The organism is Janthinobacterium sp. PSRC1-1 (genome assembly GCF_049897525.1).
In the GTDB taxonomy this organism is placed as follows: Bacteria; Pseudomonadota; Gammaproteobacteria; order Burkholderiales; family Burkholderiaceae_D; genus Janthinobacterium; species Janthinobacterium tructae.
In genome coordinates this window covers 406,740-423,618 of record NZ_JAFCWK010000001.1, presented here as the reverse complement: position 1 = coordinate 423,618, position 16,879 = coordinate 406,740, and the positions used below count along the sequence as shown (strand labels likewise).

Below are 16,879 nucleotides of genomic sequence, written 5' to 3'. Positions count from 1 at the left end.
ATGAACGCACGCGACGAAGAACGCACCGTCCTCGATGCGGCCATGCTGCGCCGGGCCCACGCCAGCGCGCTGGAACAGGGCCGCCCGCAGATGGCCGTGCTGCAGGAAACGGCGGCCCTGCCGCCCGAAGTCTTTCTGCGCCAGCTGGCCGCCCTGTTCCGCTACCCGGCCTGGACGATGGCCGAGCTGCAAGCCGCCTTGCCCGCCTTTGCCCTGCTGCCCTACACCGATTGCGCGCAGCGCGACTGCGTGCTGCTGCAACCGGGCGTGCCCGGCGCGCCGCCCGTGCTCGTCATCGGCAACCCGTTTGCCGAAGACTTGCTGCAATGGGCCGACTTCGCCCTGTCCACGCCGTTCACGGTGGCGCTGGCGCATCCGGACGACCTGGCCGCCTATTTGCTGCAGCAGGAAAGCGTACAGCAGGCGATGCAGGAAATGCAACACGGGGATGATGTGCCGGGACTCGACCAGAGCATCGAGGACATCTCGCTGATCCGCATCAGCGAGGACAGCAGCCCGGTCGTGAAGCTGGTGAACTCCACCATCTACGATGCCCTGAAATTCCAGGCCAGCGACATCCACCTCGAATGCGACGTGGCCAGCCTGGTCATCAAGTACCGCGTCGACGGCGTGCTGGTGCAGGCGGGCCAGGTGCAGGGGCTGCAGATGGCCGAACAGATCATCTCGCGCATCAAGGTGATGGCCGATCTCGACATCGCCGAGCGGCGCGTCCCGCAGGATGGCCGCTTCAAGGTGCGCGTGAAAGGGGCGGAGATCGACTTTCGCGTCTCCATCATGCCCAATATCTTTGGCGAGGACGCCGTGCTGCGCCTGCTGGACCGGCGCGCGCTGACGGAGGCGGCGCAGGCGCTGCGCCTGGAAAGCCTGGGCCTGAACGAGGACGCCATCGAGCAGATCCGCCGCCTGGCCGCCAAGCCGCACGGCATGCTGCTGGTGACGGGCCCCACCGGTTCCGGCAAGACCACCACCCTGTACGCGGCCATCACGGAAATCAACACGGGACGCGACAAGATCGTCACCATCGAAGACCCCGTCGAATACCGCCTGCCGCGCGTGCTGCAGATCCCCGTCAATGAAAAGAAGGGGCTGACGTTTGCGCGCGGCCTGCGCTCCATCCTGCGCCACGATCCCGACAAGATCATGATCGGTGAAATCCGCGACGATGAAACGGCGCAGATCGCCGTGCAGGCGGCGCTCACGGGCCACCTGGTGTTTACCACCGTGCACGCGAACAACGTCTTCGACGTGGTCGGCCGCTTCCTGCACATGGGCGTCGATGCCTACAGCTTTGCGGCCGCCCTGAACGGCATCGTGGCGCAGCGCCTGCTGCGCCTCAATTGCGCCCACTGCGCCGTCGACGCCAGCGCCGAGGTGCTGGCCGATGCGCAGCAGCTGCGCGACAGCGGCCTGGCCCTGCACCAGGTGCAGGACTGGCAATTCATGGCCGGCAAGGGCTGCGGCCATTGCCGCGGCACCGGCTACAAGGGCCGCAAGGCCGTCGCCGAGGTCTTGATGCTCAGCGACGCCATGCGCGAAATGATCTGCACGCGCGCGCCCCTGAGCCAGATGAAGGAAGAAGCGGCGCGCAACGGTTTTCGCCTGGCGCGCGAAGCGGGGCTGGACCTGGTGCGGCGCGGTGAAACCACTTTAGCGGAGCTCAATCGTGTCACTTATTGAACGCGTCAGCCGCGCCACCGTGTGCCTGCACCTGGCGCCGCAGGCGCTCTACGGCGTGCAGCGCCGCGCCGGCCGTCCCATAACGGACAGCGCCTTTCACCTGCCGATTGCAAATCCCGACGCCAGCTGGCAAGTGGCGCTGGCCGCGCTGCGCGGCTGGCTCGAACAGGATGGCGGTAAAAAACTGCCGCTGGCCGTCAGCCTGGCCAGCCGCTGGTGCGCCATGCTGATGGTGCCGTGGAGCGGCGCCTTGCTCGAGCGGACCAGCGCACAGCGCTTCCTGCACAGCCAGTTCGCTGCCGTCTACGGCGATGGCGCGCGGGCCTGGCGCCTGGCCGCCGACGATGCGCCGTATGGCAAGCCGCGCCTGGCCTGCGGCATTGATGGGGACTTGCTGCAAGGCGTGCAGGATGCGGCGGCAGCGCATGGCCGGCGCTGCCTGTCCATCGAACCGATCGTCGGGCCGGCCTGGCGCAGCATCGCCGGTAGCAAACCGGCCGCCTTCGCCCTGGTGGAAGCGGGACGGCTGCTGCTGGCAACGACGGGCGGCGGGCGCATCACGGCCCTGCACAGCCAGTCCTGCGCCATCGCCTGGGGCGACGAACTGGATCGGGCATGGCGGCGCTGGAACCTGCGCGCGCCGCAGCTCGACGCCATCGAACAGGTGGCGCTGCTCGACTTGAGCGGCGTGCCGCAGGCAAACGTGCCCGAACGCTTCGTGCCCATCGCCGTGGCCAGCGGCGCCCACCTGATGCGGGAGGCCGCATGGGCCTGAGCCGCCTGGAATTCCTGCCGCCCGGCGCCGCGCGGGCGTTCAGCGGCTGGCGCCTCGCCCTGTGCCTGGCGGGCGGCCTGATGCTGCTGCCGGCCGCCGTGTACTGGCTGGTGCAGGCGCAGGAAACGCGGCGCCTGGAAGCGCAACTGGCGCAGCTGCAGCCCGCGCGCCCCGTGCGCGCGCACCTCTCGGCGATCCAGCAGCGCGAACGCGACCTCGAACTGAAACAGGTGGCCGCCGCCGTACGCCAGCTTAACCTGCCCGTCACGCGCCTGGTCAGGACGGTGCAGCCGCCGCGCGACGTGCGCATCGCCTTGCTGGGGCTGGACCTGCATGCGCAGCAGGGACAGGATGGCGCCAGCGTGCTGAAAATCGCCGCCGAAGCGGAAACGCCGCAGGACATGCTCAACTACCTGGCCTTCCTGAACCAGCAGCCCATGTTCGGCTCCGTGTATCTGCTCAAGCACGAAATAAGCAGTAACGCGAACGCCAACGCGCCCGAACACGCGTATCGTTTTCAGCTGGAGGCGCAATGGCGGCAATAAAACCCGTGTTCAAAGCCGGCGCGCCCGTGGCCCGTCCACGCCTGCAGCTGCGCATGCCGCCGCGCCTGCTGTGGGAGGCGCAGCGGCTATGGCGCACCCTGGGCTGGCCTTGCGCCATCGGCACGGCCTGTCTGGCGCTGGCCGCTTTCGCCCTGCGGCAGGGCGATGCGCTGGCCGCACGCCAGCAGCAACTGGCGGCGCGACTGGCCGCTGCTGCCAGACAGTCGGCGCTGCCGCCGACACCCATCACGCTCGATGCCGATGCGGACAGCCTGGCCGCCTTTCACGCCTACCTGCCCGCGCATGACAGCATTCCCGACCAGTTGAAGGCCTTGCTGGAAGTGGCGCAAAAGAGCGGCGTCACCCTGGCCAAGGCCGACTACAAGCCGCAGGAAGACGGCAACACGGCCTTTTTGCGCTACCAGATCACCCTGCCCGTGAAGGCTGAATACGCGCAGCTGCAAGCCTTTATCGTCGACGCCCTGCAGGAACTGCCCACCCTGACGCTCGACTCCGTGCTCTTCAAGCGCGAGCAGATCGAGGCGGGCGAGATCGACGCGCGCATCCAGTTCATCCTGCTGGTGAAAAAGGCGGAGGTACGCCGATGAAAAAAGCCGTACTGGGAGGCGCCGCCGTGGCGACCTTGCTGGCCGCCCTCTTTGCCCCCGAGGATGAGGGCAGCATCGTGGGGCCAGCCACGGCCACGCCGCGCCAGGTGGAGCGGGTGGCGCTCGCGCCGCTCGCCGCTGCCGCTGCCGCTGCGCCAGCCCATCGCGCGTTGGCCATCGAACCGCGCCGGGCGCTGGAAGACGAGGACGCGGCCACCCTGTTCGCCAAGCAAAGCTGGCAGCCGGAGACACCGAAAAAGATCATGCTCGACCAGCAGGCGGCGCAGGCCACGCGAACTGTCGCCGCCGTCGATGCAAACGCGCCGCCACCGCTGCCGTTTCAATTCCTTGGCCGCTTTGTCGACGAAGGCAAGGCGGCCTACTTCCTGCAGGCGGGCGAACGCAACGTGGTGGCGCGGCCAGGCGACATGCTCGAAGAGCGCTACCGCTTCGACGGCGTGGTGCAGGGCGCCCTGCAATTTACCTATCTGCCGCTCAACCTGAAACAGACACTCGCCGTAGGGGATCTCAATTGAAACGACGCGCCGCACCTATGTCACGCACTGTCATCGCCCTGCTGCCGATGCTGTCCCTGCTGGCCGCCTGCGCCGGCAACCAGGCTTACAACGATGGCCAGGCCATGCTGGGCGCCGGCCACACGGAACAGGGCCTGGCCCTGCTGGAACAGGCGGCGCAGGCCGAACCGACCAACGCCAAGTACCGCATCGCCGTCACCAACGGCAGGATGCGCGCGCTGAACAAGCTGAATGGCGCTGCGGAAGCGCTGCGCCAGCAGGGCAAGCTGCCCGAAGCGCAAGCGCTGTACCAGCAGGCGCTGGCGCTGGACGCCAGCAACGACGTGGCGCAGCGGGGCCTGGCCGGCGTGGCGCAGGAGGAACGGCACCGCAAGCTGGTGCAGGAAGCGCAGGCCAGCTACCAGCGCGGCGGCGAAGCGAATATCGCGCAGGCGCAGGAAGCCTTGCGCCAGGTGCTGCAGGAACGCCCCGCGCAGCGCGAGGCGCTGGCCCTGAAAAGCCGTATCGGCGACGAGCAGGCAAAGGCCCGGCCGGCCGGCGGCAAGCTCGCGGCCGCCTACCGCAAACCCGTGACCTTGGAATTTCGCGACGCGCCGCTGCGCTCCGTGTTTGACTTCATCAGCAAGGTGTCGGGACTGAACTTCGTCTTCGACAAGGAAGTCGACCCCGCCCTGCGCGCCACCATTTCCGTGCGCGAGACCAGTATCGAAGAGGCGATTGCCATGCTGCTGGGCGCCAACCAGCTCGAGCAAAGCGTCACCAGCGACAAGTCGATCACGATCTACCCGAACACGCCGCAAAAGGTGAAGGATTACCAGCAGCTCGTGGTGCGCACCTTCTTCCTCGCCAATGCAGACGTCAAGACGGTGGCGTTTTCCATCAAGACCCTGCTCAAGGCCAAGGACGTCGTCACCGATGAACGGCTGGGCATCATCATGCTGCGCGATACGCCGGAAATGGTGCGCATGGCCGAACGCATCATCAACGTGCAGGACCTGGCCGACCCGGAAGTGATGCTCGAAGTGGAAGTGCTGGAAGTCAAGCGCACGCGCCTGATGGAGCTGGGCGTGCGCTGGCCGGACCAGGCCAATCTGACCCTGGCCGGTGCCGCCGCCAATGGCCTGGGCGGCCTGAAAGTGGCCGACCTGCGCCGCATCAATGGCGACAACATCAACCTGGGCATCGGCGGCGTGACGCTCAACGCCAACAAGACCGACAGCGACAGCAATATCCTGGCCAATCCGCGCATCCGCGTGCGCAACAAGGAAAAGGCGAAGATCCTGATCGGCGACCGCGTGCCCGTCATCACCGTCACGACGAACAACGGCGTCAGTTCCGACAGCGTCAACTACATCGACGTGGGCCTGAAACTCGACGTCGAACCGAACGTCTACCTGGACGACGAGGTGGCCATCAAGATCAACCTGGAAGTGTCGAACGTCGTCAAGGAAGTGATCAGCAAGACGGGCACGCAGGCTTACCAGATCGGCACGCGCAGCGCTTCCACCGTGCTGCGCCTGAAGGATGGCGAGACGCAGGTGCTGGCAGGCCTGATCAGCGACGAAGACCGGGGCACGGCCAACAAGGTGCCTGGCGTGGGGGAGCTGCCCGTGTTGAACCGCCTGTTCGGCAGCCAGAAGGATGACGCCATGCGCAGCGAGATCGTGCTGTCGATCACGCCGCGCCTGCTGCGCAGCATCCGCCGCCCGGACCTGCTGACGGCAGAATTCAACTCGGGCACCGAGGCAGCGGTGGGCGGGCGCGCCAGCGTCGGCGGCACGCTTGACGCCATCGCCGCGCCCGAGCAGGCAGCGCCGCGCAGCGGCTCGCCCATGACGGGCGGCGACGAAGCGCCCGTCGCCGGCGACAAGGCCGCTGTCAAGGGTGAACAGTGAGGCAGCAAGGTTTTAGCTTCATCGAGCTGATGATCACCCTGGCCATCATGGCGACGCTGGCCACGGTGGCCGTGCCGATGGCGCAGGTGGCCTTGCAACGGGCGAAGGAGCAGCAATTGCGCAGCGCCCTGATCGAGATGCGCGAAGCCATCGACGCCTACAAGCGTGCGTCGGACAATGGCCGCATCAAGCTGTCGCTGGGCGCCTCCGGCTATCCGAAAAAGCTCGAGGAGCTGGTCGAGGGCGTGCCCGACCAGCGCAGTCCCTCGAAGCAGAACATCTATTTCTTGCGCCGCCTGCCGCGCGACCCATTCCAGCCCAGGGAAGAAGGCAGCGCCGCCGACAGCTGGAGCAAGCGCGCCTATGCCTCGCCACCCGACAACCCCAGCGAAGGCGAGGACGTGTTCGACGTCGCCTCGCGCTCGACCAAGGCAGGCCTGAACGGCGTGCCGCTCAATCAATGGTGACCTCGATGCCCTATTCATCCCCGCGGCGCGGCTTTACCCTGGTCGAACTGCTGGTGGTACTGGCCATCATCTCGCTGCTGCTGACGATCGCCATTCCCCGCTATTTCGGTTCCGTGGAAAAGTCGAAGGAGGTCGCGCTGAAGGAAAACCTGCAGGTGCTCAGGAGCGGCCTCGATAAATACTATGCCGACAAGGGCGAGTATCCCGCCGCGCTGGCCGACCTGGTGACCCACCATTACTTCCGCAGCGTGCCGCTGGACCCCGTCACGGAGTCGTCCGCCACCTGGCAATTGATCTCTTCGCCCAATGGCGAAATTAGCGGCGTGGCCGATGTGCGCAGCGGCGCCAAGGGCAAGACGCGCGAGGGCATTCCCTTTGAGCAGCTCTGATTTTCAACGCCGCGCACGGGGCTTCGCATACATCTGGACCCTGATGCTGGTGGCCTTCATGGGCGTGGGCCTGGTGCTGGCCAGCGAATTGCATGCCACGGCCGCGCGGCGCGAGAAGGAGCGCGAGCTGCTGTTCATCGGCCATGAATTCCGCAACGCGCTGGGCCGCTACTACGACAGCACGCCGGGCGACGGGCGGCCCCGCTATCCCTTGACCTTGCAGGAACTGCTGCGCGACCCGCGCTTTGCCAACGCCCGGCGGCACTTGCGCCGCCTGTATGCGGACCCGGTCACGGGCAAGGCGGAGTGGGGCCTGCTGCGGCAGGAGGGACGCATCGTCGGCATCCATTCGCTGTCGCCGCAACTCCCCATCAAGCAGGACAATTTTCTCGACGAAGACGCCAGCCTGCGCCGCAAGCAGCGCTACGCGGACTGGCACTTCACCTATCCGCACGACCTGGTGCTGGCCCCGCCCGATGCCGCCGGCGGCGCGCCGGGACTCAAGCCGAAAGGCGCGAACTGATATCATGCCCGCATTCCATATTCAGCATCGAGCAAAGGAGCAGGCATGAGCATAGGTGGCACTTCCATCGAACAGGCATTGGCATCACTGTCGGACATGACGGGCGGCATGGTCGCCATCGGCAAGGACGAACATGCGCAACGCATCGCCAGGGCGCAAGCGTTCATGCGCGAGCAAGGCCTCGCCGCGATCTACCTGAACGCGGGCGCCAACCTTACCTATTTCACGGGTACCAAATGGTATGCCAGCGAACGCATGGTGGGCGCCATCCTGCCGGCCAGCGGCGAGATCGAATACATCGCCCCCGCCTTCGAGGAAAGCACCTTGACGGGCTTCATGCTCATCGAGGGCAAGGTCAATTGCTGGGAAGAGCATGCAAGCCCGTACCAGCTGTTCGTCGACGTGCTGGCGCGCATGGGGATTGCCCAGGATGCGGCTGCGCCGCCGCGCGTGGGGATCTGCGAAAGCGCCGCCTTCTTCATCTATGACGGCATCCGGCCGCTGGCCCCGGGCTACGCGCTGGAAAACGCACGCGCCGTCACGGCGTATTGCCGCAGCCGCAAGTCAGCGGCGGAAATCGCCCTGATGCAGCGCGTGATGGACATGACCCTGGCCGTGCATGTGGCCACGGCCAGCATGCTGTATGAAGGCATCACGACGGTGGAAGTGGAAGAATTCATCCAGCGCGCGCACCGCAAGGTGGGGGCGCCCCGCTCATATTTTTGCATCGTGCTGTTCGGCGAAGCGACGGCCTATCCGCATGGCGTGAATTACGTGCAGACCCTGAAGGCGGGCGACACGGTGCTGATCGACACCGGTTGCCAGGTGATGAACTACATCTCCGACATCACGCGCACCTATGTGTTTGGCGCCATCAGCGCGCGCCAGCGCAGCGTGTGGAACAGCGAAAAGGCGTCGCAGGCTGCGGCATTTTCGGCCGCGCAGTTGGGCGTGCCCTGCGGCGACGTGGACCGCGCCGCGCGCGTCTCGCTGGAGGCGGACGGCTTTGGCCCCGGCTACAAGCTGCCGGGCCTGCCGCACCGCACCGGCCACGGCATCGGCCTCGATATCCACGAATGGCCTTACCTGGTGGGCAACGACACGACGCCGCTCGACGTGGGCATGTGCTTCTCGAACGAGCCGATGATCTGCATCCCCGGCCAATTCGGTATCCGCCACGAAGACCATTTTTACATGACGCAAGACGGTCCGCGCTGGTTCACGCAACCGGCGCACAGCATCGACGATCCGTTCGGGCTGCAGGCTTAAGCCGGGTGTTGGATTACGCTGCGCTAATCCAACCTACGCCATGCCATGCAGGTCAAGCTTTTATCACCGTAATGCCAGGTAGGTCGGATTAGCGCCTTGCGCGTAATCCGACATCACCGCAACGCCAGGTAAGCCGCAGGAGCGCCTTGCGCGTAATCCGACACAGCGCCGCCCTGCGCCAGCTTGAACACGGCCAGCGCCGCGCCCAGTTGCACGGCCTGCTCCTGCAGCGATTCGGCGGCCGCCGACGCCTCTTCCACCAGCGCGGAGTTTTGCTGCGTCATCTGGTCCATGCTGCCGATGGCCACGCCGATGTCGCCGATGCCGGCGCTCTGCGCCTGGCTGGCGGCGCTGATTTCGGCCATGATGTCGGCCACCTTTTTCACCGAGTCGACGATCTGGCCCATGGTCAGCCCCGCCTCGTCGACCAGCTTCGAGCCGACATTCACCCTGTCCACCGAATCGCCGATCAATTGCTTGATCTCGCGCGCCGCTGCCGCGCTGCGCTGCGCCAGGTTGCGCACTTCGGATGCCACCACGGCAAAGCCGCGTCCCTGCTCGCCCGCGCGCGCCGCTTCCACGGCCGCATTCAAGGCCAGGATATTCGTCTGAAAAGCGATGCCGTCGATGACGCCGATGATGTCGACAATGCGTTTCGATGAGTCGTTGATCTCGCCCATGGTGGTGACCACCTGGCTGACCACTTGCCCGCCTTTCACGGCGACGGAAGACGCCGACACCACCAGTGCATGCGCCTGGCCCGCATTGGCCGCGTTGTCGCGCACGGTGCTTGTCAGGCTATCCATGCTGCGCGCCGTCTGATCCAGGCTGCCCGCCTGCGATTCCGTGCGCGCGGCCAGGTCCGCATTGCCTTGCGCGATTTCCGCGCTGGCCACCTGGATGGTTTCGGCCGATGCCTTGATGCCGGACACCATGCCGGCCAGCCGGCCGCGCATCTCCTTCAGCGCCGCCAGCAAACTGGCCTGGTCGCCCGCTTCGGTGGCGATCTCCATCGAGAGGTCGCCATCGGCCACGGCGCGCGCGATCTGGCGCGCATATTCCGGTTCGCCGCCCAGTTGCTGCCAGATGGCGCGCACGACAAAGTGCGACACGGCCGCCAGGCAAACGATGACGGCCAGCGCCACGGCGATGCTGGTATTGAGAGCATGACGCACATTCGCCGCGCTGCGCTCGATGCCCTGCTTGAATTGCGCTTGCGCCTGTTCGTTGGTCTTGGCCAGGTCCGTATTGAGCACCGCCAGCGCGCCCTGCATGCGCGCCACAGTCGCTTGCGGGTCGCCCTCTTCCATTTCCAGCATGATGCGCGCCGCACTCATGGCCGGCGCATAGTAGGCGTCAAACTCCTTCGCCAGTTGCATGCCGTGCTCGCGCTGGCCGGGAATGGCGGCAAAGGCGGCCAGCTTGGCGCGCAGCTTGACGGCCTGGCCATCGACTTGCCCGATGCGCTCCTTGTCGCCTTCGCTGACGGCGTCGCGCAAGCCATCGCCGACGGCGGCCAGGTCCAGCGTCAGCGACTTGGCCATGTCGAGCACGGGATAGTCGGCGCTTTCGGTGGCGTGAATGGAATTGAGCGCGGCCGTAGACAGGTAGGCACTGACGGCCAGTCCCAGGCCGAAGATCACGGCCGAGACGACGGGCAGCGCCCATATCTTGCGTTTGATGCTCATTGCTGTCTCCTGATTCTGATGAATGATCGGGCCGCCGCATGGCGCGCGGCCCGAGCCGGCCTTATGGCGCCGTCAGCACTACTTTGACGGTGCCGTCGACGGCACTCTTTTCGATATAGCCGATGGCTTTCGGATCGGCGGCCACAGCCTTTTTCACGTCGGCGCTATTGGCCACCTCTTTCGGCAAGGTCGCCTTGCCCGTGAAGACCAGCTTGGACCACAGGGCCTTCGCCTGCGACGGTTCCTTGTCCGTCACCTTCTTGTAGAACTCGGCGCGCACGGGGGCACTTTCCGGCTGGTCGATCGGCGTCATGGCCGTCGATTTGCCGAGAAAGAATTGCGCCACCTGCTCGTTCGTCATCGCGCCGGCGGCGCTCTTCGGATTGACCACCACGACCACTTCGGCCATGGCGGGAACGCTCATCGACAAGGCCAGCAAGGCAGCCACATTCACAATAAATGGTTTCATGCGGCGCTCCTTAGAAAACGAAATCGATGGCGGCGGCCACCACCGTGACGGGGCCGCTGAAACCCGGCTTGGCTTGCACGAACAGGCCCTGGCCATTCTTCGGCTTGATACGGTCGATCTGCACCTTCAAGGCGGCCGAACGGTGGAAGTCCCAGCGCACGCCGATGCTGTCCGTCGATTGCTCCAGCTGGTTGCGCGTGTTGGCCATGGTATTGACGCCGGCCGACAGTGCGCGCAGGGTCGGCGTGCAGGCGGCTGGATAACCTGGCGGGCAGGCAGCCGGCACGGTGTTGTTCACGCGATCATCGGCCTTCAGGCTGGCATGGCTGTAGTACGGCAAAAAGGCGCCGATGCGGTAGCCGCCCATCACGTACCACGAGGTGCTGTCGCTGATATAGCTGTCCGTCTTGCGCTTGGCATACTCGGACTGCACCAGAAAATTATTCCAGTCCAGGCCCAGGCCCACGGACGTGAAGGACGCCTTCTTGTCCTTGACTTCCAGCGCATCAGCCAGGGCGCCCAGCTGGGCGATCCGGTAGCCGCTGCCGGCCGCGCGCAAGCTGCCCATCAAGGTATTCAGGCTGGGCGAATCATTGATCGTCAGCTTGGTCTCGGCACGGCCGAAACGCAGGGTCAGGGGACCATGTTCGGCCACCATGTTCAGCGCAACGATGGACTTGCCTTCCACATGCACGGTCGAATCGGGTCCCGTTGCCAGGGTGGCCTTGGTGCGGCCCAGCGCCAGCTGCGTGGTGATGCTGGTGTCGCCCAAGCTGAACTGGTAAGTGCCATCGATGCCATCGATGCTGTTCAGGGGCACCTGCGAATACATTTCGCCCGGTGGGCGCAGCATGGTGTTGGCATAGCCGACGTTACGGTAATCGGAAATCATGAAAACGGGCAGACCCATGCGGCCAACGCGCACACTGAAGCTGTCCGACACCTTGGCCTTGGCGAAGGCCCATGCCAGTTCGGCGCCGACATCATCTTCGCCATCCTTGCGCGCCAGGCCTTGCACGGTGGCCGACAACCAGGGATTAACGGTGACATTGGCCTGCAATCCCAGGTTCGAATCGACGCCCGTACGGGCTGTCTTGCCGGCGCCGGCGGCCTGGTTCGGACGCGCGAACTGCGCCTTGTCGGTATCGGCCACAGTCAGCGCGGCCGTGCCGAAACCGCTGATCTTGACGGTCGGGCCACTGGCGACATCTTCGGCGTAGGCGTGGCTGATGGCCAGGGGCATGGCCAGCAGGAAAATCAGGACGTGTTTATTCATAGTAATTAAATACCCGTAGCGGTGAACGTTAATCGTGGAGTTGGGCTCTAGATCGAAGGTTCACCGGCCATAACAGACCGGGTCCTTTTTTGCGCCGCCGTCGCCTTGCATGGCGTGAATGACGGTGTGACCAGTGAGTAGAACCATGCTACAGAGAAAAAGTCTGCTTTGAAAAGTTTTCCTAAGGCAATTAATGATTTTGCCGTTTTTCATGGAAAAAACATGATTTCTAGAGGATTTTATCTAATGAGCAGATGGGAAAAACCACACTTTCGGTATACTTTTCATACACTTATGGATAATTCAAGACGAAAAGAACTCGGATAAAAAAACGCCACCCGCACAAAGATCGCGGGTGGCGCCATTCCATGTCGTACTGCAGAAACGCTTATTCGCGCTTCGACACCAGGGTCAGAATGTCGTAGCTGGCGACCAGCTCCTCGTTCTGGTTGGTCACCTGCACGTCCCACGCCACCACGCCCTGGCCCACGCCAAAGACGTCCTTGCGGTTACGGTCGACCTTGCGCTTGCAGGTCAGGCGCGCGCGGATGGTGTCGCCGATGGCGACGGGGGCGACGAAACGCAGATTGTCCAGGCCATAATTGGCCAGCACGGGACCGACGCCAGGCGAGACGAACAGGCCGGCGGCGGCCGACAGCACGAAGTAGCCGTGGGCGATGCGCTTGCCGAACTGCGACTCTTTCGCCGCGATTTCGTCGAAGTGCATGTAGAAGAAATCGCCCGAGATGCCGCCAAAGGCGACGATATCCGCTTCGCTGACGGTGCGGCGGTGCGTGAGCAGCGAGTCGCCCGTCTTCAGGTCCTCGAAGTGCTTGCGGAACGGATGGATCGGGCTTTCGTTGACATCCGCGCCGCGCACGTATTCGCCGGTGATGGCCGCCAGCATGGTCGGCGAGCCTTGCACGGCCGCCCGTTGCAGGTAATGGCGCACGGCGCGCACGCCGCCCAGCTCCTCGCCGCCGCCCGCGCGGCCAGGGCCGCCGTGCTTCAGTTGCGGCAGCGGTGAGCCATGGCCCGTCGAATCGACGGAGGCCACGCGCTCGAGCACGTGTACGCGGCCATGCGTGGCCGCCACTTGCGGCACCACGCGCGCGGCGATCTTCGGATCGCGCGTCACCAGGGTGCTTACCAGGCTGCCCTTGCCGCGCGCGGCCAGCGCCAGCGCTTCATCGATATCCTTGTAGCCCATCATCGTGCTGACGGGGCCGAACGCTTCCACGTCATGCACGGCGTCGTTGCCGAAGGCGTCGCGGCACAGCAGCAGGGTCGGCGAGAAGAAGCTGCCGTCAACGGCGCCATCGCCCAGGGGACTGAAACCGTCGGCCGCGCCAAATACCACCTCGTTACCCTGCGACAGGGTGGCCACCCGTTCCGCCACATCGCTTTGCTGTTCCTTCGATGCCAGCGCGCCCATGCGCACGCCTTCGATGGACGGATCACCCACCACCACCTTGGCCAGGCGCTCGCGCAGGCGCGTGCCGACGGCATCCATCAGGTGCTCGGGTACGATGATGCGGCGAATCGCCGTGCACTTCTGGCCCGACTTGCCCGTCATTTCGCGCACCACTTCCTTGACGAACAGATCGAATTCCACATCGTCGGGCGTGACGTCCGGCGCCAGGATGGCGCAATTGAGCGAATCGGCTTCGCCGTTGAAAGGCACTGACTGGGCGATCAGGTTCGGATTGGTGCGCAACTTGGCGGCCGTGGCGGCCGACCCTGTAAACGTGACGAAGTCCTGGCCATTCAGGCGGTCCAGCAAGTCGCCCGTGGAACCGATCACCAGTTGCAAACTGCCGGCCGGCAGCAAGCCCGATTCATGCATCATGCGCACGACAGCCTGCGTCAGGTAGCTCGTCGCCGTGGCCGGCTTGGCGATGCAGGGCATGGCCGCCAGGAAGCTTGGCGCGAATTTTTCCAGCAGACCCCAGATGGGGAAATTGAAGGCGTTGATATGCACGGCCAGGCCGCCGCGCGGCACCAGGATGTGCGTGCCGGCGAAGCCGCCCTTCTTGCCCAGCGCGATGGCCGGGCCTTCGTGCAGCACGTTCGACGACGGCAGCTCGTTGCTGCCCATGCTGGCGTAGGCGAACAGCGTGCCCGTGCCGCCTTCGATATCGACCCAGCTATCGGCGCGCGTGGCGCCCGACAGGTGCGAGATCGCATACAGCTCTTCCTTGCGCTCGACCAGGTACAGGGCCAACGCCTTCAGGCGCGCGGCGCGCTGCTGGAAGTCCAGCGCCATCAGGCCGGGCACGCCCGTCTTGCGCGCATACGTGACGGCTTCGTCGAAGTCGATCTTCTCGGCATGCGTATGATAGATGACGCGGTTGTTCAAGGCGCTGTGCAGGGGCACGGCGGCGCTTTCGCCCAGCCAGCGGCCAGCGATCAGGCTTTGCAGGGTAGATATGTGAGCCATGTGGTTTCTCCGTAAAACGAGGGTGTTGGTGACGTTGGTGTGGTGTCGGATTACGCGGGGCGCTGCCCCGCTAATCCGACCTACGCCCATATTGTTTATTGCGCTGCGGCGTTCTTGTGCAAGTGCAGCGGCAAGGCGGATTCAAAATTGAGGCGCTGGCGGTTCGCCTCGACTTGCGTCAGGGCTTCCACTTCGCGCATCGTCTGCATCGAGCGCACGGCCAGTTCGTGGTACTGGCCCGTGCCCGAGCTTTTCCATTTGATTTCATCGTCGGTCAGCGACCGTATTACCTTGGCCGGCGTGCCCACCACCATGCTGCGCGGCGCGACGATCATGCCCGCCTTGACGAAACTCATGGCCGCGACGATGGATTCCGCGCCGATGATGGCGTTATCCATCACCACGGCATTCATGCCGACGAGCGCATTGCGGCCGATGCGGCAGCCGTGCAGCACGGCGCCATGGCCGATATGGCCGTCGACTTCGACCACCGTATCGCAGCCGGGGAAACCGTGCATGACGCAGGTATCCTGCAGATTGGCGCCCTCTTCCAGTATCAATCGGCCGAAGTCGCCGCGGATCGAGGCCAGCGGACCGATATAGCAGCGCGGGCCGACGATCACGTCGCCGATCAGCACGGCGGACGGGTGCACATAGGCGCTGGGGTGGACGACGGGGGTGACGCCGTTGATTTCGTAGACTTTGACCATGTTGCGCTCCTATTCATCTTTCGTGCCACGCACGTTATTACTAGACGCAGCGGAAAACTGGGGTCAGACCCGGCGGGTCTGACCCCGGCCCTCCGCTGCTGTCCTCACATCCCCAGATACGCGCTTTGTACCTGCTCGTTGTGCAGCAATTCGGGACCGGGGCCGGACAGCGTAATGGCGCCCGTCTCGATCACATAACCCACGTCGGCGATCGACAGGGCCGCGTGCGCGTTCTGCTCGACGAGGAAGATGGTGATGCCCTGGTCGCGCAGTTCGGCGACGATGCGGAAAATTTCCGCGATCAGGAGCGGCGCCAGGCCCATGCTCGGTTCATCGAGCAGCAGCAGTTGCGGACGGCCCATCAGCGCGCGCGCCATGGCCAGCATCTGCTGCTGCCCGCCGGAGAGCGTACCGGCCAGCAGCAAGCGCTTTTCCTTCAGGATCGGGAACAGGCCATACATGCGCTCCATGTCGCCGGCCACATCCTGCGCGGGACGCGTAAAGGCGCCAAGGCGCAGATTGTCTTCCACCGTCATGGGGCCGAACACTTGGCGCCCTTCCGGCACCTGGCAAATGCCGCTGCGCACGCGCTTGTCGGCGCTCATGCGGCTGACGTCCTGGCCGGCGAAAACGATGCTGCCCGCGCTGATCGGCTGCACGCCCGAAATCGCCCGCAGCAGGGTCGTCTTGCCGGCCCCATTCGCGCCCACTAGCGCCACCAGCTGGCCCTGGCGTACCTGCAGGTCGATGCCGTGCAGGGCCTGGATGCGGCCGTAATGGCTGGTCAGGCCGGCGATATCGAGCACCAGCGGAGGTTGAGGTTTTTCCATCTTCATCATGCCGCCACTCCCAGATACGCGGCCACCACGTCGGGGTTCGCGCGCACTTCGGCGGCGGTTCCCTCGGCCAGCTTCTTGCCATAGTCGAGCACCAGGATATGGTCCGACAGATTCATCACCAGTTTCATGTCATGCTCGACCAGCACCACCGTCACGCCAGATTGCGCCACCTTGCGTATCAGGGCTTCGATCTCGCCCGTCTCGGTATGGTTCAGGCCAGCCGCCGGCTCATCGAGCAGCAGCACCTTCGGCTTGGCCGCCAGCGCGCGCGCGATTTCCAGGCGTTTCAAGGCGCCATACGACATCTGCCCCGCCTCGTCATCGATATGCCGGCCCACGCCAACGAATTCCATCAGGCCCGCCGCCTCGTCGCGGCAGGCCGCGTCGGCACGGCGCACGGACGGCAAACGCAGCATGGAGGCGAACAGGTTCTGGTTCAGGCGCAGGTGCGCGCCCACCATCACGTTGTCGATGGCCGTCATGTTCATGCACACTTGCAGATTCTGGAAGGTGCGGCTCATGCCGCGCCGCGCCAGCGCATCGGGCGGCATGGCGGCCACGTTCTCGCCATTGAGCAGGATCTCGCCCCTGCTCGGCGTGTACACACCCGTGATCAGGTTGAACAGCGTCGTCTTGCCGGCGCCGTTCGGCCCGATCACGGAATGGATATTGCCTTCCTTGACGGTGAAGCTCACGTCCTGCACCGCGTGCACGCCGCCGAAGCTCTTGCTCAGGTTATTAATCGTCAGCAT

The 16,879-nt window shown here is 65.0% G+C and carries 17 protein-coding genes; 10 read left to right on the top strand and 7 right to left on the bottom strand.

What is annotated here, in order from left to right; genetic code table 11:
- Genes ACP7DW_RS01960 through ACP7DW_RS01915 form a run of 10 tightly spaced genes read left to right on the top strand, consistent with a single transcriptional unit; the run spans position 1 to position 8,705 of the window.
- Positions 1-1,698, top strand: coding sequence for a GspE/PulE family protein (locus tag ACP7DW_RS01960; protein WP_426053624.1), 1,698 nt, complete (start codon positions 1-3; stop codon positions 1,696-1,698).
- On the top strand, positions 1,685-2,473 hold the full coding sequence (locus tag ACP7DW_RS01955) for a hypothetical protein (RefSeq protein ID WP_426053625.1): 789 nt from the start codon (positions 1,685-1,687) through the stop codon (positions 2,471-2,473). Before ACP7DW_RS01960 ends, ACP7DW_RS01955 begins: the two co-directional genes overlap by 14 nt.
- Entirely contained in the window at positions 2,464-3,018 is a 555-nt protein-coding gene (locus tag ACP7DW_RS01950; protein ID WP_426053626.1) for a hypothetical protein, read from the top strand. Before ACP7DW_RS01955 ends, ACP7DW_RS01950 begins: the two co-directional genes overlap by 10 nt.
- Positions 3,006-3,626, top strand: a complete 621-nt coding sequence (locus ACP7DW_RS01945; RefSeq protein ID WP_426053627.1) for a hypothetical protein — start codon at positions 3,006-3,008, stop codon at positions 3,624-3,626. The genes ACP7DW_RS01950 and ACP7DW_RS01945 overlap by 13 nt, the downstream gene beginning before the upstream one ends.
- Positions 3,623-4,162 (top strand): hypothetical protein, encoded by a 540-nt coding sequence (locus tag ACP7DW_RS01940; RefSeq protein WP_426053628.1) that lies wholly within the window; start codon positions 3,623-3,625, stop codon positions 4,160-4,162. The genes ACP7DW_RS01945 and ACP7DW_RS01940 overlap by 4 nt, the downstream gene beginning before the upstream one ends.
- A 17-nt stretch (positions 4,163-4,179) precedes the next feature.
- Positions 4,180-6,057, top strand: coding sequence for a hypothetical protein (locus tag ACP7DW_RS01935; protein WP_426053629.1), 1,878 nt, complete (start codon positions 4,180-4,182; stop codon positions 6,055-6,057).
- Entirely contained in the window at positions 6,054-6,524 is a 471-nt protein-coding gene (locus tag ACP7DW_RS01930) for a type II secretion system protein (protein WP_426053630.1), read from the top strand. Before ACP7DW_RS01935 ends, ACP7DW_RS01930 begins: the two co-directional genes overlap by 4 nt.
- A 5-nt stretch (positions 6,525-6,529) precedes the next feature.
- A complete protein-coding gene (locus ACP7DW_RS01925) occupies positions 6,530-6,913 on the top strand; it encodes a type II secretion system protein (protein ID WP_426053631.1) in 384 nt (127 codons plus the stop codon).
- On the top strand, positions 6,900-7,436 hold the full coding sequence (locus ACP7DW_RS01920; RefSeq protein ID WP_426053632.1) for a type II secretion system protein: 537 nt from the start codon (positions 6,900-6,902) through the stop codon (positions 7,434-7,436). Before ACP7DW_RS01925 ends, ACP7DW_RS01920 begins: the two co-directional genes overlap by 14 nt.
- 45 nt (positions 7,437-7,481) lie before the next feature.
- A complete protein-coding gene (locus tag ACP7DW_RS01915; protein ID WP_426053633.1) occupies positions 7,482-8,705 on the top strand; it encodes a M24 family metallopeptidase in 1,224 nt (407 codons plus the stop codon).
- A 113-nt stretch (positions 8,706-8,818) separates the two neighbouring features.
- On the opposite strand, the gene ACP7DW_RS01910 is transcribed toward ACP7DW_RS01915, so the two are convergent.
- The 7 genes from ACP7DW_RS01910 to ACP7DW_RS01880 form a co-directional block, all read right to left on the bottom strand.
- Positions 8,819-10,393 carry a methyl-accepting chemotaxis protein gene (locus tag ACP7DW_RS01910; protein WP_426053634.1) on the bottom strand — a complete coding sequence of 525 codons (1,575 nt, stop codon included), beginning with the start codon at positions 10,391-10,393 and terminating at the stop codon, positions 8,819-8,821.
- A gap of 61 nt (positions 10,394-10,454) precedes the next feature.
- Positions 10,455-10,862, bottom strand: coding sequence for a hypothetical protein (locus ACP7DW_RS01905; protein ID WP_426053635.1), 408 nt, complete (start codon positions 10,860-10,862; stop codon positions 10,455-10,457).
- 10 nt (positions 10,863-10,872) lie between these two features.
- The gene (locus ACP7DW_RS01900; RefSeq protein WP_426053636.1) at positions 10,873-12,138 is read right to left on the bottom strand and encodes a hypothetical protein; all 1,266 of its coding nucleotides are present in this window, start codon (positions 12,136-12,138) and stop codon (positions 10,873-10,875) included.
- A 388-nt stretch (positions 12,139-12,526) separates the two neighbouring features.
- Positions 12,527-14,578 (bottom strand): phenylacetic acid degradation bifunctional protein PaaZ, encoded by a 2,052-nt coding sequence (paaZ, locus tag ACP7DW_RS01895; protein ID WP_426053637.1) that lies wholly within the window; start codon positions 14,576-14,578, stop codon positions 12,527-12,529.
- A gap of 95 nt (positions 14,579-14,673) precedes the next feature.
- Positions 14,674-15,288 carry a phenylacetic acid degradation protein PaaY gene (paaY, locus tag ACP7DW_RS01890; RefSeq protein WP_426053638.1) on the bottom strand — a complete coding sequence of 205 codons (615 nt, stop codon included), beginning with the start codon at positions 15,286-15,288 and terminating at the stop codon, positions 14,674-14,676.
- A gap of 104 nt (positions 15,289-15,392) precedes the next feature.
- Positions 15,393-16,124, bottom strand: a complete 732-nt coding sequence (locus ACP7DW_RS01885; protein ID WP_426053920.1) for an ABC transporter ATP-binding protein — start codon at positions 16,122-16,124, stop codon at positions 15,393-15,395.
- Positions 16,124-16,879 (bottom strand): ABC transporter ATP-binding protein, encoded by a 756-nt coding sequence (locus tag ACP7DW_RS01880; protein WP_426053639.1) that lies wholly within the window; start codon positions 16,877-16,879, stop codon positions 16,124-16,126. The genes ACP7DW_RS01885 and ACP7DW_RS01880 overlap by 1 nt, the downstream gene beginning before the upstream one ends.

Excerpts from the sequence above, each read along its gene's own strand:
- ACP7DW_RS01925 (WP_426053631.1), top strand. The coding sequence starts at position 6,530 with ATGCCCTATTCATCCCCGCGGCGCGGCTTTACCCTGGTCGAACTGCTG.
- paaY (WP_426053638.1), bottom strand. The coding sequence starts at position 15,288 with ATGGTCAAAGTCTACGAAATCAACGGCGTCACCCCCGTCGTCCACCCC.
- paaZ (WP_426053637.1), bottom strand. The coding sequence starts at position 14,578 with ATGGCTCACATATCTACCCTGCAAAGCCTGATCGCTGGCCGCTGGCTG.
- ACP7DW_RS01950 (WP_426053626.1), top strand. The coding sequence starts at position 2,464 with ATGGGCCTGAGCCGCCTGGAATTCCTGCCGCCCGGCGCCGCGCGGGCG.
- ACP7DW_RS01940 (WP_426053628.1), top strand. The coding sequence starts at position 3,623 with ATGAAAAAAGCCGTACTGGGAGGCGCCGCCGTGGCGACCTTGCTGGCC.
- ACP7DW_RS01905 (WP_426053635.1), bottom strand. The coding sequence starts at position 10,862 with ATGAAACCATTTATTGTGAATGTGGCTGCCTTGCTGGCCTTGTCGATG.
- ACP7DW_RS01910 (WP_426053634.1), bottom strand. The coding sequence starts at position 10,393 with ATGAGCATCAAACGCAAGATATGGGCGCTGCCCGTCGTCTCGGCCGTG.
- ACP7DW_RS01885 (WP_426053920.1), bottom strand. The coding sequence starts at position 16,124 with ATGAAGATGGAAAAACCTCAACCTCCGCTGGTGCTCGATATCGCCGGC.
- ACP7DW_RS01945 (WP_426053627.1), top strand. The coding sequence starts at position 3,006 with ATGGCGGCAATAAAACCCGTGTTCAAAGCCGGCGCGCCCGTGGCCCGT.
- ACP7DW_RS01880 (WP_426053639.1), bottom strand. The coding sequence starts at position 16,879 with ATGCTGACGATTAATAACCTGAGCAAGAGCTTCGGCGGCGTGCACGCG.
- ACP7DW_RS01960 (WP_426053624.1), top strand. The coding sequence starts at position 1 with ATGAACGCACGCGACGAAGAACGCACCGTCCTCGATGCGGCCATGCTG.
- ACP7DW_RS01935 (WP_426053629.1), top strand. The coding sequence starts at position 4,180 with ATGTCACGCACTGTCATCGCCCTGCTGCCGATGCTGTCCCTGCTGGCC.
- ACP7DW_RS01915 (WP_426053633.1), top strand. The coding sequence starts at position 7,482 with ATGAGCATAGGTGGCACTTCCATCGAACAGGCATTGGCATCACTGTCG.
- ACP7DW_RS01900 (WP_426053636.1), bottom strand. The coding sequence starts at position 12,138 with ATGAATAAACACGTCCTGATTTTCCTGCTGGCCATGCCCCTGGCCATC.